Raw genomic sequence first — 16,727 nt, 5'->3', positions numbered from 1 at the left:
CTAAACTTCGTTCGAAGAGCCTGGTGCTAAGATAACGCACCCTTAAAGAAGGGAAACAGCAATCACCACCAGAAGCTCTCCACCAAAAAACAGGTGACAATCGTTAGGATTCAGCCTAAACGACCGATAGAAAAAGTAACCAAACTCGATCATATCTCGGCGTTAATCTCCCTCATAAGTTATCATCGGAATTGGTTTTCCTACAACTTACTACCTAGTTAACGCTCCTCTTCTGTGCCTCCCTAAGGGAGGGATGAGCAAAATAGCAATAAACCTATCTCTAAGTCAATGCTAGAAAATTCAAACGCTCTTTTTTTTAAAAAATACAGTAACTCAATGTACTACAAGAAGGCGGAAGGAAAAAAGTTAAGACAATGAGAAAGCAAACTAGCTTGAAACAAAAATAGAAAAAATTTCATAGTGAGATTAATAAAGTCAATCATAGGTATGAAAAGACACTCCTGTTTGTTAAAAAGATTGTCTCAAAAGATATATTAACAAATGTATAAAGCATTTTGTTAATGGCTATCAGGAAAATCGCTAACCAATCTTAGACGCTGTTCGAAACGCCCAATACACACCTCAGCTTTAGCTAAATCAAAACAAGCAATCAATGACAATACGCCTTCATGGACATAATAGATTGCATGCTGCCTAAACTCCCTTCCTAGCTCAAGCGCTTGTTCTTTATCAATAAAAATCGCCCAACTTTTTTCCATATGGGATAAGTCTGGTGCAACCCCAATGACTGCTCGATAAGGTCTTTGATATTGAAGGATTTTTGATTGTAGCTTTCGATCTAATAGGCGGTTTTGACTAGGGGAAAGTAGGCTGCCGTAAGGATTATGAGCAGTAACAATTGCAAATGAAAAATCACTAGATAACGGTTGAGTAAATAAAAAATGGGTGCTTTGATAGTGTTTCCACAAGTTGTCGATAACATTTTCCATAATATTTCTCTATTTTGAAGCCTAAAATAGTCTAGCAGACAAGTGCAAATAACGAAAGTTTTGTGAGGAAAATCACAATGTTAATAATAAATTTTACAATCAAAAACAAACGCTTAAACTAAAAACACAATAAAATCACTCTTGGTGATAGCAAATTTGTTAACATTTTATTTGTTAACAAATACAAAAAAAGGGTACAATGCTCACCAGTTACTCATAAATGGTCACAAAAAACCATCAACAGCAAGCGAATGTTGCATTATGGTTTAACATTTATTGACACAAAGTTTAGCGCTGTTCGATTAATGTTCTATCTTTATATAACACATTAATTAAACATGAATTTAAAATTAAGCTGGGAACTTTCAACAGCTATTTGATTCATAAATACCAACAAGACAAGCGCATCAATTTATAGCTTTTAGAAATAGCTCATTTAGCAGTAAGTCAACACAACAGAGTTGGCTTATAGGAAAATGAGTAGAGTGTTTAAGTTCAGGGCAGACATAAATAAACACCCAAAAATAGAGATTTTAACGTATGTCATCTGATGACCTGCGTATAACGCTAGCAACCAATCGCTAGAAACGAATTTTAAACATTTAGGTAAATATTATGCAAAACCCACATATTTTGATTGTTGAAGATGAAGCAGTAACTCGTAATACATTACGTAGCATTTTTGAAGCTGAAGGTTATGTCGTTACTGAAGCTAATGATGGCGCAGAAATGCACAAAGCAATGCAAGAAAACAAAATCAATTTAGTGGTAATGGACATCAACCTACCAGGTAAAAATGGTTTATTACTTGCTCGTGAATTACGTGAAATCAACAACATTGGTTTAATTTTCCTAACAGGTCGTGATAACGAAGTTGACAAGATTTTAGGTTTAGAAATTGGTGCAGATGACTATATCACCAAGCCATTTAACCCACGTGAACTAACCATTCGCGCCCGTAATCTATTAACTCGTGTTAACAGTGCTGGCACTGAAAATGAAGAAAAAGGTAGCGTTGAACATTACCGCTTCAACGGTTGGAGCTTAGAAATCAACAGCCGTTCTTTAGTTAACCCACAAGGTGAATCTTATAAGTTACCACGCAGTGAGTTCCGTGCAATGCTTCACTTTGTTGAAAACCCAGGTAAAATTTTAACTCGTGCTGACTTATTAATGAAAATGACTGGCCGCGAGCTTAAGCCACACGATCGTACTGTTGACGTAACAATTCGTCGCATTCGTAAGCACTTTGAAAGCCTAGCTGATACGCCTGAAATCATCGCGACAATTCACGGCGAAGGCTACCGTTTTTGCGGGAACCTAGAAGACTAATCACCTATTGATTTGGTCCGTTTGATAATAAAAACCGAACTAATTGAGTTCGGTTTTTTTATACCTGCTAGCTAGCAAAGCTAATCTTCCCCCTAGCGATACTAAACCTAGTCAGTTTATCACTGGCTATATTTTAGCAATCACAATCAATAACGCGTATGAAAATGCTATATTAACCCAGTACTTAATGTGATTAATCAAAATGATTATCAGAAATGAATTGGGATCAAAATACATGACACACAAATTATTGTTACTCACCAGAGAAAACGATAAATATCGAGAGCTGTTAAGTAACTGCAATTTGCCCCATTTGACTATTCTAGGTGACTCACCCGATAGCATAATGCAGTCGGATATTTGGTTTGCAGAACCCAACTTAGCAGCACCATTATTAAATCACGCTAAAAATTTACGCTGGCTGCAATCAACCTTTGCAGGTGTAGATAAGTTAATCTCAACAAGACAGCGTCGTGACTACATACTGACCAATATTCGCGGTATTTTTGGACCATTAATGAGTGAGTACCTCTTTGGTTATTTACTTGCTCACCAAAGACAACATCAAAAATATCAGCAGCAACAGCAGCAAAAACAATGGCTCCCGGGTAGCTACCAAACACTACAAGGGCAACACTTGCTGCTTTTGGGCACAGGTTCGATCGCTCAGCACATTGCTAGTACCGCAAAGCACTTTGGGATGACGGTAACAGGTATCAATCGCCAAGGCATGGCGACGGCAAGCTTTGATAAAGTTGGCACATTAGCCCAACTAAATGACTTTTTACCAAAAGCAGATGTGATTGCCAGTGTACTCCCTCATACCGAAGAAACTCATAATATTCTTAACCAGCACACACTGACCTTATTAAAACCCAAAGCCATGCTGTTTAACCTAGGGAGGGGAAATGTGCTCGATTTGGATGATTTAGATAGTCATTTATCCCAACACCCTGAACAGCAAGCCATACTAGATGTTTTTAATCAAGAACCCTTGCCTGCCGAGCATCCAATTTGGGCAAGATCCAATGCTATCATCACCCCGCATATTGCAGCCCCAAGTTTTCCGGAACAGGTGGTTGAGGTGTTTTGCCATAATTATGCTTTGTGGTTAAAACAACAACCTTTAATCAATTTAGTCGACTTCACTAAAGGCTATTAGTCGTAATCAACTACACACTGAATGTTAGAAAAAGAAAAATGGTGATTTAAGTAGCAATTTAAACCAAAAGGCATTGGCAATGATAACCGTTTTCATTTAGAATTAGATTCATTGAAAGAGCGATGAGTTATTAACCATCTAATCCCCTAATGTTGGTTTGAGGCTGTTATGTACGTTTGTCTTTGTCATGCCATTACAGATAAGCAAATTAAAGAAGCGGTTAGCCAAGGCGATTGCTCACTTGCTGATGTGAAAAAGCGCTTAGGTGTAGCTGATCAATGCGGAAAATGTGCCCGTATGGCAAATCAAATTATTCAAACACAACTAGAGTTTGAACCTAACTTCTACGAAGTCGCTTAATCTTGGTATAAATGCACACAAAAAAAGCAGCTAATCGCTGCTTTTTTTGTGTCTATGAGTCTATCAGTTAGTCGATATCCCTTGGGTCGTCTGTCGCTGTTACCTCATCAGTACCGCCATCGGTTAGTGCTAACATTTCTACTTCAACACTATCAACTCGCTGTAAGCCTCGTGGTAACTTGGCCCTCTACGCCCACGCTCGCCACGATAATGCTCTAAGTCACTCGCTTTTAATGTCAATTTTCGCTTACCTGCCCATAGGGTAACTGCGGCACCATTTGGAATAACATTTAGATGCAATAACAGCTCTTCACGGTTTTTAGCTCGCTCAGAAGGTATACCGATAATTTTATTGCCCTTACCTTTTGATAATTGCGGCAAAGCATCGACCCCAAACATCAACATTCGCCCTTCGCTGGTTATCGCCAATAAAGATTGATCGGGTCCTTTACCAATTAATTGTGGAGTCAAAACTTGAGCATTAGTCGGTAAACTTAATAATGCCTTACCTGCTTTATTGCGGCTGACCATATCTGAGTAAGCAGCGATAAAACCGTAACCTGCATCACTGGCTAATAAGTAACATTGTTGTTCTTCACCCATGATCACATGTTTCATGACCTCGCCCGATGCCATATTAAAGCGAGTGGTAATCGGCTCACCTTGGCTTCGTGCCGATGGTAAGGTGTGGCTATCTGTAGCAAAGGCCCGCCCTGAAGAGTCAATAAACACTGCAGCTTGGTTACTTTTCCCCATAGCGCTACATAAATAACTGTCGCCAGCTTTATAAGATAAGCCTTGTGCATCAATATCGTGGCCTTTAGCACAACGTACCCAGCCTTTTTCAGATAACACCACAGTAACCGATTCAGCAGGGATCAACTCTTGCTCGGTTAATGCTTTTGCTTCAAGGCGCTCAATAATGGGTGAACGTCTGGCATCTCCATAGGTTTCACCGTCATTAATCAGCTCTTTTTTTACTAAGGTTTTCAAGCGGCGATCAGAACTTAATATCAACTGTAACTTGTCACGCTCTGCCGCTAATTCTTCTTGCTCAGCTTTAATCTTAAACTCTTCAAGCTTTGCAAGATGGCGCAATTTTAACTCTAAAATCGATTCAGCTTGTTTATCGGTTAAATTAAAACGAGCCATTAACTCTGCTTTGGGCTCATCGTGAAAGCGAATGATTTCAATCACTTCATCAATGTTTAAAAATGCCACCATCAAAGCTTCAAGAATGTGTAATCTTGCCAGTACTTTATCTAAACGATATTGCAATCGGCGAGTCACAGTCGTTACCCGATACTCAAGCCACTCACTAAGCATGGTTTTTAAGCCCTTAACTTTTGGGCGACCATCTAAGCCAAGTACATTTAAGTTCACTCTAAAGCTTTTTTCTAAATCAGTTGTCGCAAATAAATGCGCCATTAGTTGATCGCAATCAACCCGATTAGAGCGTGGTACAACAATTAATCTGACCGGATTTTCATGATCAGACTCATCGCGTAAATCACTCACCATCGGCAATTTTTTTGCCTGCATTTGAGCTGCAATCTGCTCTAAAATCTTGCCGCTACCCGCTTGATGAGGTAATGCTGTTATGACAATTTCATGATTTTCTACGCTGTACACCGCACGCATTTTGATAGAACCACGGCCTGTATCATAAATCTTGTGGATATCAGCGCTAGGGGTAATAATTTCAGCTTCTGTTGGATAATCAGGCCCAGGAACAAACTCCATTAAACGCGCCAAATCTGCCTTGGGATTATCAAGCAATTCAACACATGCCGAGACCAATTCTTGCACATTGTGGGGTGGAATATCGGTCGCCATACCAACAGCAATACCGGTAATCCCGTTAAGTAAAATATGTGGCAATCTTGCCGGCAACGTTTTAGGTTCTTTTAATGTACCGTCAAAGTTGACGCCCCACTCAACCGTACCTTGCCCCAACTCTGATAAAAGCACCTCCGAAAACTTAGACAATTTAGCTTCGGTATAACGCATTGCTGCAAATGACTTAGGATCATCGGGAGCTCCCCAGTTTCCTTGGCCATCAACTAATGGATAACGATATGAAAACGGCTGTGCCATCAACACCATCGCTTCATAACATGCACTGTCACCATGAGGGTGATATTTACCTAACACATCGCCCACTGTACGGGCAGATTTCTTTGGTTTTGATTGAGCCGATAACCCAAGCTCACTCATGGCATAAATAATACGACGCTGTACAGGCTTTAAGCCATCGCCAATGTGCGGCAATGCACGATCCATAATGACGTACATTGAATAATTTAAATAAGCCTCTTCGGTGAATCGGCGCAACGGCATTTGTTCAACGCCGTCTAAGCTTAATTCAATCCCATCACTCATCTGTGGTTTCCTGTGATTGTTCAGATGCCTTATAGAACAAACGATATACGTTTCCTTTTAAGTCATCTGAGATATAAATTGCGCCATCTGAAGCGGTAAGCAAATCAAATGGTCGTGCGACGGGAAACTCTCCGTCTAAAAAACTCACCACGGTTTCACGTTGTGAGATGGTGGTTTTATCTTGGCTGTTATCAAGCAATAACATCACTATTTGGTAACCCACCTTACTCGAACGATTCCATGAGCCGTTTTCTGCTAAAAAAAGCTGATTTTGATAACGCTCGGGAAACTGTTTGCCACGATAAAAATGCAGTCCTGTTGGCGCAACATGTGCTGGTAATTCATAGACGGGCGTGGTCACTTTTAAATTAGCAGGCTTCACATAAGCAGGCTCTTCAACATCTGTGGCATGTAGGTAAGGAAATCCAAAGTGAGCGCCTTTCTCATCTAGGCGGTTAATCTCGTCAGCGGGAATATAATCACCCATCCAATTACGCGCCAAATCGGCAAACCATAGAGTGTTATCATTAGGAGCCCAATCAAAACCTGTCACACTTCGCACACCTAATGCAACTTGCTCGCTTGCTCCGGTGTCAACATTGATAGCAATAATGCTGCCAAAAGGCGCGGGAGCTTCACATACATTGCAAGGCATACCTAAGGCTACATAAAGGCGACCATCAGGCCCAAAACGCATCGCACGCGAATAACGTTTTTCTAATTCAGGTAGATTGCTGTAAATTTCTTGGGCCCGACTGGGACGACGCAATCGTTGTTCAATATTTTCAAACTTAACAATTCTATCTTCTTCAGTGACATACAAATCACCATTATAGAATGCTAAAGCATCAGGGTTCTCAAAACCTCTGGCAATGATATATCGTTTATCAACTTGGCCATCTTGATCATTATCGACTAAAGCGTAAACCGTTCCATGTTTTTGTGAGCCAACGAATAAAGTGCCGTTATCGCCCAAAGCCATTTGCTTTACATCGCCCAAATCAGAGGCATATAACGATAGTCCAAATCCTTTTGTGACGGTAATCATCACCGACTGAGCCGCATTTGTTGTACTGACAACAAATAGACTCAATCCTAGTAGCGCACAGGTTTTAATCATTTGTAACCAATAAAAACCAAGTGACTTTGTTTTGATATACAACATCTTATTATTCTAATGCCTTGAATTTATTATTATCGGCAGTCAGAAATCCTATTATATTTGGGCTAAATCACCCTTAGATTCTAACCAACTCTTTCTATCTGACGAACGTTTTTTAGCTAATAGCATATCCATCATTGCATCTGTTTGCTCTGCATCATCAATAGTTAATTGCACCAAACGACGAGTATTAGGGTCCATGGTGGTTTCTCTTAATTGCAATGGATTCATTTCACCCAGACCTTTAAATCGAGTAACCTGTACTTTGCCCTTTTTATTTTCAGCTACCAATCGGTCTAAAATACCTTTCTTTTCATCCTCATCTAACGCATAAAAAACTTCTTTACCTATATCGATTCGGAACAAAGGAGGCATGGCAATATATACATGTCCTTTCTCAACTAACACTTTGTAATGCTTTAAAAATAAAGCACAAAGTAAGGTTGCAATATGTAATCCATCCGAGTCAGCATCCGCTAGAATACAAATTTTACCGTAGCGTAATTCATCAATATTTTCACTGTCAGGATCACATCCTATTGCCACAGAAATATCATGCACTTCATGCGAGCCTAACACTTGCGAAGCATCAACTTCCCAGGTATTTAAGATTTTACCGCGTAGCGGCATAATGGCTTGAAACTCACGATCACGTGCTTGTTTTGCACTGCCGCCCGCTGAGTCCCCTTCCACTAAAAATAGCTCACCCCGCATAGGGTCTTGACCTGAACAATCGGTTAATTTTCCGGGCAATGCAGGGCCTGACGTGACTCGTTTTCGCGCGACTTTTTTTGCGGCTTTTAAACGGCGTTGAGCATTGTTAATACATAACTCTGCAAGTTGTTCGGCAAGTTCTGTATTTGAGTTTAACCACAAAGAAAAAGCATCACGTACAATGCCAGAAACAAAGGCTGAACTTTGTCGACTAGATAGTTTCTCTTTGGTTTGCCCAGCAAACTGGGGGTCTTGCATTTTGATTGATAAAATAAAGGCTGCTTTATCCCAAATATCCTCAGGAGAAAGCTTAATGCCGCGAGGCACGAGGTTTCTAAACTCACAAAATTCACGCATCGACTCTAATAAACCTTGCCTAAAGCCGTTAACGTGAGTACCCCCTAATGGGGTTGGAATTAAGTTCACATAGCTTTCGTTAAGACTTTCACCGCCTTCTGGCAGCCATGTAATCGCCCAATCAGCCGCTTCTAATTCGCCTTTAAAACTACCAACAAAGGGCTCTTCAGGTAATAAAGGTGAGTCTTTAACCGCTTCTTTTAGATAGTCAGTTAGGCCGCTTTCATAAAACCATTCATGTACTTCATTACTTTGTTTATTGGTAAATTTGATCCGCAGACCTGGGCATAAAACCGCTTTGGCGCGTAACAAATAAATAAGTTTAGTAATAGAGAAATTAGCTGAATCGAAATAGCTGGCATCTGGCCAAAATTGCACTCGAGTACCCGTATTACGGCGTCCGCAAGTGCCAGTAACGGTTAAGTCTTCCACTTTAAAACCATTTTCAAATGCCATTTCATACACTTGTGCATCGCGGCGGACGCTGATTTCAACTCGCTTTGATAGCGCGTTAACCACTGAAATGCCAACACCATGCAAACCACCTGAAAATTGGTAGTTTTTATTGGAAAACTTACCGCCAGCATGCAGCTTAGTTAGAATGAGTTCAACCCCAGGGATCCCTTCTTCAGGGTGAATATCCACTGGCATACCACGGCCATCATCGGTGACTTCTAACGAGTTGTCTGTATGTAATATCACTTCAATTTTTGAAGCATGGCCGGCTAATGCTTCATCGACACTATTATCAATCACTTCCTGACCCAGATGATTGGGGCGAGATGTATCGGTATACATACCCGGACGGCGTTTAACCGGGTCAAGTCCATTTAGGACTTCAATTGAATCTGAAGTATATTGATTAGTCATATTCCACACATATTGTTATTTATTATCTACTGAGCAGATAAATTTTAATTGTTAAGGCAGCTGAAGAAATCGACAAATTTTATCAAGCTGTTGCTCGTATCCCACAAAACTGTGGTCGCCATTGGGTTCTAAATGTAGTTCGCAGCAATGATACTTATGCAAAGCCTGACGATAATCTAACACTTCGTCACCAGTTTGCAACAAAACCAAGAAACGATCTGGATGGCAAATGACCTTACTATCATATTGAGCCACTGCTTCTCGATCTTCTGGCAACACTTGATAATGCTCATTCGTGTACGGATTATATTGAGGCCCAATAAACTGTTCAAACAATTCATAGGGTTTTACTGCAGGATTTACTAAAACAGCTCGTCCACCATACTTTTCAGCTAAAAAACTCGCAAAATAACCACCTAAAGATGAACCAATAAAGCGTAATGGCTCCCCGTTTGCTTTTGCCTGTTCGGTAATCCTCGTAAGTAAAGCCATAGCTTCATGAATAGATGTCGGAACTTGCGGCTGATGGAAACTAAGGTTGGGATAATGCTGTTTGATGTAATTGGCGGTTTGCAACGCTTTGTCTGACTGATTAGAGCTATTAAATCCATGTATATAAAGCAGCATATGTCCTCACGCTGTGGTTCATTGCAATTAACTCGGCTTAAAAAGGCGATAAAAACTAATAGCCGCTGGCATCGTTATCTGGCGAGAAACGATCGCCCTCAACACGGTAAACTTGAGATTGAATGCTACCATCGCAAGCCAGTTCCAGCAAACGATAACCGGGTTGCAAACCATCTAATGCAAAGTGGCCCGAAAGTGGTTTGAATTGTATACAGGTTGATGGTGTTGCCATCAATGCAATATTACCATGGGGGCCGCGATGAATGGTGTCTACTTGCTGATGGACATGCCCCCACAACAAACCTTTCACTTGAGGGTACTGGCTCATACGTTGAATAAATTCATCGCCATTTGCCATGCAATGCTGATCAAGCCAAGTGCATTTCATTAAAATCGGATTATGATGCATCACAAGCAATACATGCTTATTGGGTTCAGCTTTAATCGCTAAATCAATTAACGTAAATTGATGATCACCCATAAAGCCTCCAGGCTTACTACGGATGGTTGAATCAAGCATCAAAATTTGCCAATCACCCGCAATTATGCGCTGTTGACCAAATATATGCTCACCTTGCATATGCAAAGCCATCACTCGAGGATCATCATGGTTTCCAGGTAAGTAGTGACAAGGTAAGTTGATTGATGCGATTTGTTCAACAAAGTTACTGTAAGACTTTGGCGAATAATCTTGGCTGATATCACCTGAGGTGATTAATAAATCTGCTGATAAGGATGAGGTTAGAAAACTATCAATAACGGCTTGCAGGCTTTGGGCTGTGTTAACACCTAATAATTTTGAATCTGGATCGGCAAACAAATGCGGATCCGTAATCTGGATCAAGCGCACTGGTTGGTTATTATCAAAATGATAGTTAACAGCTGATTTCAGCAAGTTATAATTCCCAAAATAAATAAGCACATATCAAATTCATTGATAAACCTGACTATGGCAGCCTATTTTCAGTAATTCCTCAAGAAATGCATTTACTTGATACTTTTCATCAGTCTGATGCATAGACACATTTGGGTAATCATATACTGGTTGTAATCGATAAATCTGTTGACTAGTTAACACTTCTGCTAATTGCGCATCATGATAAACACGTACTGTCGCTTTAGGAGAAGAAAGAAATAAACTATCAGGTAAACTGCGAGAGATTTCAATTAACTGGGTATAACGTGTGTTTTCAAGTAATGTGACTCGCAAACTGCCGAATTTACCTGTTACAGTCCAATGACTATTTAGCTCACACTCATCAGGTAGCCACTTTAAAATTAGCGCATAGTTTCGTCCGCAAAGTGCTAAAAATGCACTCACGTTTGGCTGATATCTATTTTTACTTGCCACTCCTGCTATTGCCACGCTTATATCTTCTCTTTAGATTTAAGTTAATTCGCTACGAACACGTTTCTGAACAATACTGCTGATAGTTAAGCATCAGCCATTGAATGCCTAACACAGTTGAAGCATTGTCAATCACACCAGACTGTACCCATTGATAAGCTTGTTCACGGCTTACTACATGTACCTTAATGTCTTCATTTTCATGGTCAAGCCCATGCAAGCCACTCGCTTTACTGGCATCAACTAAACCTACATACAAATAGAAGCGTTCAGAGGTCCCACCCGGACTCACTAAATAACTATTGATATAGTCCATAGCACGACAATCTAAGCCTGCTTCTTCCATCAATTCACGCTTAGCAACTTGCTCATGACTTTCGCCAGGTTCGACCATACCTGCCACCAGCTCAAGAAGCCAGATTGAATTAGTGCTTGCTAATGCTGGCGCGCGAACTTGCTCAATTAATACGACCTGATCTTGAATCGGATCATAAGGTAAAACCACAACCGCATTACCACGCTCAAAGACTTCACGAGTAATCACATCGCTCCAGCCTCCAGCAAATAATTTATGTTTAAACTTATATTGTTCAAGTTTAAAAAAACCTTGGTATAAATCTGTTTTCGACAGTAACTCAAAGTCAGTTTGCGCATTGAAGCTTTGGGGGGATTTTTATCTTTCATTGGAAACCTAATATTTAGAAACTATTTAGAAACGCAAAATAAAGCGAACAATTATCGAAAAATATGAGCCTAGGCAGCTTATTGTGGCTAATTTCATCTTAAGGGCAAATAAAATCTGTTACACTTGATATTTGACTTAAATGTAGATGTTTTTACTATTCTAAATAACAAAGGCTAATTCAGTGAGCGTTGCAAAAGGTGCAAGTAAATATGAATACGGTATAGTTTTATGCCAAATTACGCTCGTGAGTGAATTCAAAGCTACTGTAACATTTAGCAAATAAGACGCTGGTTTAATACCTCCATTTTCCAACATTTGCTAAGTTAAGCACAAGATATGAACACTAAAGATATAGGCTTTAGCCATAAATCATTATATCTTTACATTTAATAATATAGGCATTGTCTAAAAGGGCAGAAAATGAAATTCAAAATGGGTTCTTTATACGCAGCACTGTCGTTTGCAGTCGTTGCACCAACAGTTCAAGCTGATGATTTATTACAAATTTATCAACAAGCGCTAACTAATGATCCAATCGTATTACAAGCGCAAGCCCAGCGTAATGCTTTATACGAGAAAATTGAAGAAAATCGCGCACCGTTATTACCAACAATTAGTGGTACTGTTGGCTATTCAAAAGCGTGGAATGATTACGAAGATGCCGCAACCGTAAAACCTTCAGGCTTTACCGGCGGTATTCAACTTCAGCAAGTCATTTATGATCATAGCGCTTGGGTTGGTTTAGATTTAGCAGAGCTAGCTGCATCTCAAGCTGACTCTGCTTACGCTTCAGCATTACAAGCCCTAATTATTCGTGTAACCCAAGCATACTTCAATGTATTAACGGCTAAAGATAACTATGAGTTCCAAGGCGCTGAAAAAGCCGCCATTGAGCGTCAGTTAGAGCAAACTAAGCAGCGTTTTGCTGTGGGTTTGACCGCAATTACCGATGTACATGAAGCGCAAGCACAATACGATTTAGCCTCAGCGCAAGAAATCTTAGCTGAAAACGATCTCGCTAATAGCTATGAAGCACTTCGTGAAATTACGGGAATCGATCATAAAACATTAAATGTGTTAGATACCAACCGATTTTCGGCAACAGCTCCTGCTCCAGCCTCATCTACAGACTGGTTAAAAATGGCTGAAGTGAGCAGTTTAGATCTATTGACACAGCGAATCGGCAAAGACATCGCTAACGAAACCATTAAATTATATAAAGCGGGCCACATGCCATCTTTATCGCTAAACGCAGGTTACACCAAAGGCTTTGAGCAAAAGCCAACTGCAGACTTTGACAATTCAAATATTGGCGTAACCCTAAAGGTACCTATTTTTGAAGGCTTTAAAGTCTCTTCACAAGTTAAACAAGCTCAATACCAATATGTTGAAGCAAGCGAAAGACTTGAACAAACTCATCGCAGCGTAGTTAAAGATGTTCGTAATAACTATAACAACGTTGCGGCATCTATCAGTTCTATTCGTGCTTATGAGCAATCAGTGATTTCTTCTGAAAGTGCATTAAAAGCAACTCAAGCAGGCTTTGAAGTGGGTACACGTACTATCGTTGATGTACTAAACCGTACCCGTGATTTATATGATTCAAAGCGTAAATTGTCTGATGCGCGTTATGGTTATATCAAGTCTATTATGGCCTTAAAACAAGCTGCCGGTACATTGAATGAAGATGATGTTATTGCAATTAACAGTGGTTTAATCGCTGAATAATATTGCAATGTCACTTAAGCAAAACGGCCGATAGGCCGTTTTTTTACGTCGGATTGATAGGAGTAATGGCAAACTCAAGTTGTATTATTATCGTGTCATCATAAATCGATAAAGCGAACATTTAGTTACATCAGCAGGCTCACATGAATTTATTCACCTACTGACCTCAATGAAACATAACAGCAAGATACAAGGTCGCTATTTAACGACGACAAAGGTTTAGACACTTCAAAATTCAACCACAAAAAAACCAGCCCCTTTTGCAAGTTGGCTGGTTTAAATGCTGTTAGTTAAAAACCAACAGCTTAATCAACAATTACGCTTGAGGGCGCATCGCTGGGAATAAAATCACGTCACGAATAGTGTGAGTATTAGTGAATAACATCACTAAACGATCAATACCAATACCCTGACCGGCTGTTGGTGGTAAACCATACTCTAGTGCGCGAATGTAATCGGCATCATAGAACATCGCTTCATCATCACCGGCATCTTTGGCATCAACTTGTGCCTTAAAGCGATTATCTTGATCTTCAGCATCGTTAAGCTCTGAGAAACCATTAGCCACTTCACGTCCGCCAATGAAAAATTCAAAACGATCAGTGATGAAATGGTTTTCATCGTTACGACGTGCAAGTGGTGAAATGTCAGCTGGATAACCAGTAATGAACGTAGGCTGCATTAACTTAGGTTCAGCAGTTTCACCAAAGATTTCTTCAAGTAGTTGACCACAAGTCCAGAACTTCTCAATTGTCATGCCAAGGCTTTTAGCCAAATTACGCATAAACTCAACGTCTTTCACTTCTTCATAAGTCATCGACTGAATTGTTTGGTTGTCTGGATTGTACTTTTTGATTGCATCTAACATGGTTAAACGAGCGTATGGGCCACCAAAATCAACCGTATGTTCACCATATGGAAGTAGTGGAGAACCACAAAGCTCAGTAGCAATCGAGCTTAACATTTCTTCAGTTAGATCCATCAGATCATTAAAATCTGCATAAGCCATATAGAATTCCATCATAGTGAATTCTGGGTTATGACGAGGTGATAAGCCTTCATTACGGAAGTTACGGTTGATTTCAAACACACGCTCAAAACCACCCACCACTAAACGCTTAAGGTAAAGCTCTGGCGCAATTCGTAAGTACATCGCCATATCAAGCGCATTGTGATGAGTTTCAAAAGGACGTGCTGACGCACCACCAGGAATGCTATGCATCATTGGGGTTTCAACTTCCATAAACTCTTTTTTAATCATAAAGTTACGAATAGCTGCAACCACTTTAGAACGCATAACAAATGCTTTGCGTGAGTCTTCGTTAACAATTAAATCAACGTAACGCTGACGGTAACGAGTTTCTTGATCTGATAGACCATGGAATTTTTCAGGCAGAGGACGCAATGCTTTGGTTAGCAATTGGTACTGGTCCATGTTGACATATAAGTCGCCTTTACCTGAAAGGTGAAGCTGACCGCTAACACCAATGATGTCACCAATGTCTAATCCGTGCAGATTTTCTTTTAAATCTTTTTGAACATCTTTACCAGCATAAGCTTGAATACGACCAGATACATCTTGGATCACCAAGAATGGGCCACGCTTAGCCATAATACGGCCGGCAATCGAACGCTGAATGTTCATGCCTTCTAACTCTTCTTTAGAGTAGTTGCCGTATTCAGCTTGAATATCAGCGGCCTTGTGTTTGCGATCGAAGTTATTTGGGTGACCATTGGCTGGGCAGTTGCTACGAATGTGGTCTAATTTCGCACGACGCTCTGCAATTAACTTGTTTTCGTCTTGGGTTTGTTCAGTCATCTTCTTCTCTCGTTAAACGTTAAAGGCCAGATTTAAGGCTAGCTTCAATAAACTTGTCCAAATCGCCATCTAGGACGCTTTGGGTATTTCGGTTTTCAACACCTGTACGTAAATCTTTAATTCGGGCGTCGTCAAGCACATATGAGCGGATTTGGCTGCCCCAACCAATATCTGATTTGGCATCTTCAGCGGCTTGTTTATCGGCATTCTGTTTGAGCATTTCTAGCTCATACAGTTTTGCTTTTAATTGTTTCATTGCAGCATCGCGGTTCTTATGTTGCGAACGATCATTTTGACACTGCACCACAGTATTTGTGGGTAAATGAGTAATACGGATAGCTGATTCAGTTTTGTTGACGTGCTGACCACCGGCACCTGAAGCGCGATAGGTATCAATTCGTAAATCCGCTGGATTAATATCAATTTCAATTGAGTCGTCAATTTCTGGGTACACAAATACTGAACAGAAAGACGTGTGGCGCTTACCTGACGAGTCAAAAGGTGACTTACGCACTAAACGGTGTACACCAGTTTCAGTACGTAGCGAACCAAAAGCGTATTCGCCAGTAAACTTAATAGTGGCGCCTTTTATACCGGCTACATCACCGTCGGTCACTTCCATAAGCTCAGGTTTGTAATCATGAGCTTCACCCCAACGTAAATACATACGTAGTACCATATTGGCCCAGTCTTGCGCCTCTGTACCACCAGAACCTGATTGTATATCTAAGTAGCAATCTGAAGCATCATGAGGGCCTGAGAACATGCGACGGAATTCAAGATCTTCCAAACGTTTTTCTAACGCTGCTAATTCTGTACTGGCATCGTTAAACGTTTCTTCGTCATCTTCTTCAACAGCCAGCTCAAGTAAGCCTTCAATATCTTCAAGGCCACTGTCCATATCATCGATTGTTTTCACTACCGCTTCAAGGGCACTGCGCTCTTTACCTAATGCTTGAGCATTATCAGGATCATTCCAGACTTCTGAGCTTTCAAGCTCTCGACTCACTTCTTCTAAACGCTCACTTTTGCCAGCGTAGTCAAAGATACCCCCGAAGAAGTTCTGTGCGATCAGCGAGCTCTTTAATTTTGAATTTTACCGGATTTACTTCAAACATGAATTTTCTACTTAACAAATAGCGGTTAACAAAAGGTGCAACGGCGCATTTTACCCCAAGCTGAGTGCTAAACCTAGACCGAAATAAGCTTAATTAATCCACTCTGAGCTAAT

At 40.4% G+C, this 16,727-nt stretch carries 12 protein-coding genes, 2 pseudogenes and 1 riboswitch; of the genes and pseudogenes, 4 read left to right on the top strand and 10 right to left on the bottom strand.

From position 1 onward, the window contains the following. Positions 1-64: 64 nt before the first annotated feature. A riboswitch (Lysine riboswitch) is annotated at positions 65-240 on the bottom strand. A gap of 278 nt (positions 241-518) precedes the next feature. Further along, on the bottom strand, positions 519-950 hold the full coding sequence (locus HBH39_RS02935; protein WP_167675472.1) for a DUF3293 domain-containing protein: 432 nt from the start codon (positions 948-950) through the stop codon (positions 519-521). A 615-nt stretch (positions 951-1,565) separates the two neighbouring features. Here HBH39_RS02935 and arcA point away from each other — a divergent pair. The 3 genes from arcA (at position 1,566) to HBH39_RS02920 (ending at position 3,804) form a co-directional block, all read left to right on the top strand. Continuing rightward, entirely contained in the window at positions 1,566-2,282 is a 717-nt protein-coding gene (gene arcA / locus HBH39_RS02930; RefSeq protein ID WP_167675470.1) for a two-component system response regulator ArcA, read from the top strand. A 235-nt stretch (positions 2,283-2,517) separates the two neighbouring features. Beyond that, on the top strand, positions 2,518-3,444 hold the full coding sequence (locus tag HBH39_RS02925) for a D-2-hydroxyacid dehydrogenase (RefSeq protein ID WP_167675468.1): 927 nt from the start codon (positions 2,518-2,520) through the stop codon (positions 3,442-3,444). A 168-nt stretch (positions 3,445-3,612) separates the two neighbouring features. Further along, positions 3,613-3,804, top strand: coding sequence for a bacterioferritin-associated ferredoxin (locus tag HBH39_RS02920; protein ID WP_167675466.1), 192 nt, complete (start codon positions 3,613-3,615; stop codon positions 3,802-3,804). Positions 3,805-3,871: 67 nt separating this feature from the next. Here HBH39_RS02920 and parC read toward each other — a convergent pair. The 7 genes and pseudogenes from parC to nudF form a co-directional block, all read right to left on the bottom strand. Next, positions 3,872-6,186, bottom strand: a pseudogene (gene parC / locus HBH39_RS02915) (DNA topoisomerase IV subunit A). Then, a complete protein-coding gene (locus HBH39_RS02910; protein WP_167675463.1) occupies positions 6,179-7,351 on the bottom strand; it encodes a PQQ-dependent sugar dehydrogenase in 1,173 nt (390 codons plus the stop codon). Before HBH39_RS02910 ends, parC begins: the two are co-directional and overlap by 8 nt. A gap of 51 nt (positions 7,352-7,402) precedes the next feature. After that, positions 7,403-9,289 carry a DNA topoisomerase IV subunit B gene (parE, locus tag HBH39_RS02905; protein ID WP_167675461.1) on the bottom strand — a complete coding sequence of 629 codons (1,887 nt, stop codon included), beginning with the start codon at positions 9,287-9,289 and terminating at the stop codon, positions 7,403-7,405. A gap of 51 nt (positions 9,290-9,340) precedes the next feature. Next, the gene (locus tag HBH39_RS02900; RefSeq protein ID WP_167675459.1) at positions 9,341-9,916 is read right to left on the bottom strand and encodes a YqiA/YcfP family alpha/beta fold hydrolase; all 576 of its coding nucleotides are present in this window, start codon (positions 9,914-9,916) and stop codon (positions 9,341-9,343) included. 55 nt (positions 9,917-9,971) lie between these two features. Continuing rightward, positions 9,972-10,811 (bottom strand): 3',5'-cyclic-AMP phosphodiesterase, encoded by an 840-nt coding sequence (gene cpdA, locus HBH39_RS02895; protein ID WP_167675457.1) that lies wholly within the window; start codon positions 10,809-10,811, stop codon positions 9,972-9,974. A gap of 36 nt (positions 10,812-10,847) precedes the next feature. Beyond that, complete coding sequence (locus HBH39_RS02890) at positions 10,848-11,282, bottom strand: DUF1249 domain-containing protein (RefSeq protein ID WP_167675455.1); 435 nt, start codon at positions 11,280-11,282, stop codon at positions 10,848-10,850. A 34-nt stretch (positions 11,283-11,316) separates the two neighbouring features. Then, a pseudogene (gene nudF, locus HBH39_RS02885) lies at positions 11,317-11,925 on the bottom strand (ADP-ribose diphosphatase); the annotation flags it as partial. Positions 11,926-12,369: 444 nt separating this feature from the next. Here nudF and tolC point away from each other — a divergent pair. Continuing rightward, positions 12,370-13,677 carry an outer membrane channel protein TolC gene (gene tolC, locus HBH39_RS02880; protein ID WP_167675453.1) on the top strand — a complete coding sequence of 436 codons (1,308 nt, stop codon included), beginning with the start codon at positions 12,370-12,372 and terminating at the stop codon, positions 13,675-13,677. Positions 13,678-13,993: 316 nt separating this feature from the next. Here the strand turns inward: tolC and lysS are convergent, their stop codons facing one another. Both lysS and prfB read right to left on the bottom strand, forming a co-directional pair. After that, a complete protein-coding gene (lysS, locus tag HBH39_RS02875; RefSeq protein ID WP_167675451.1) occupies positions 13,994-15,496 on the bottom strand; it encodes a lysine--tRNA ligase in 1,503 nt (500 codons plus the stop codon). A 19-nt stretch (positions 15,497-15,515) separates the two neighbouring features. Continuing rightward, positions 15,516-16,614 (bottom strand): peptide chain release factor 2 gene (prfB, locus tag HBH39_RS02870; RefSeq protein ID WP_167675449.1). Its coding sequence is split into 2 segments (ribosomal slippage): positions 15,516-16,538 and positions 16,540-16,614, totalling 1,098 coding nucleotides; the frame shifts between segments, so codons are not numbered across the junction. Positions 16,615-16,727 lie beyond the last annotated feature (113 nt).

The sequence above is a fragment of the Shewanella aestuarii genome (assembly GCF_011765625.1).
In the GTDB taxonomy this organism is placed as follows: domain Bacteria; phylum Pseudomonadota; class Gammaproteobacteria; order Enterobacterales; family Shewanellaceae; genus Shewanella; species Shewanella aestuarii_A.
This window is presented reverse-complemented; position numbering and strand designations above follow the sequence as displayed.

Bases quoted from the DNA above. Each gene is read 5' to 3' on its own strand.
- HBH39_RS02935 (WP_167675472.1), bottom strand. From the start codon at position 950: ATGGAAAATGTTATCGACAACTTGTGGAAACACTATCAAAGCACCCAT.
- arcA (WP_167675470.1), top strand. From the start codon at position 1,566: ATGCAAAACCCACATATTTTGATTGTTGAAGATGAAGCAGTAACTCGT.
- HBH39_RS02925 (WP_167675468.1), top strand. From the start codon at position 2,518: ATGACACACAAATTATTGTTACTCACCAGAGAAAACGATAAATATCGA.
- HBH39_RS02920 (WP_167675466.1), top strand. From the start codon at position 3,613: ATGTACGTTTGTCTTTGTCATGCCATTACAGATAAGCAAATTAAAGAA.
- HBH39_RS02910 (WP_167675463.1), bottom strand. From the start codon at position 7,351: ATGTTGTATATCAAAACAAAGTCACTTGGTTTTTATTGGTTACAAATG.
- parE (WP_167675461.1), bottom strand. From the start codon at position 9,289: ATGACTAATCAATATACTTCAGATTCAATTGAAGTCCTAAATGGACTT.
- HBH39_RS02900 (WP_167675459.1), bottom strand. From the start codon at position 9,916: ATGCTGCTTTATATACATGGATTTAATAGCTCTAATCAGTCAGACAAA.
- tolC (WP_167675453.1), top strand. From the start codon at position 12,370: ATGAAATTCAAAATGGGTTCTTTATACGCAGCACTGTCGTTTGCAGTC.
- lysS (WP_167675451.1), bottom strand. From the start codon at position 15,496: ATGACTGAACAAACCCAAGACGAAAACAAGTTAATTGCAGAGCGTCGT.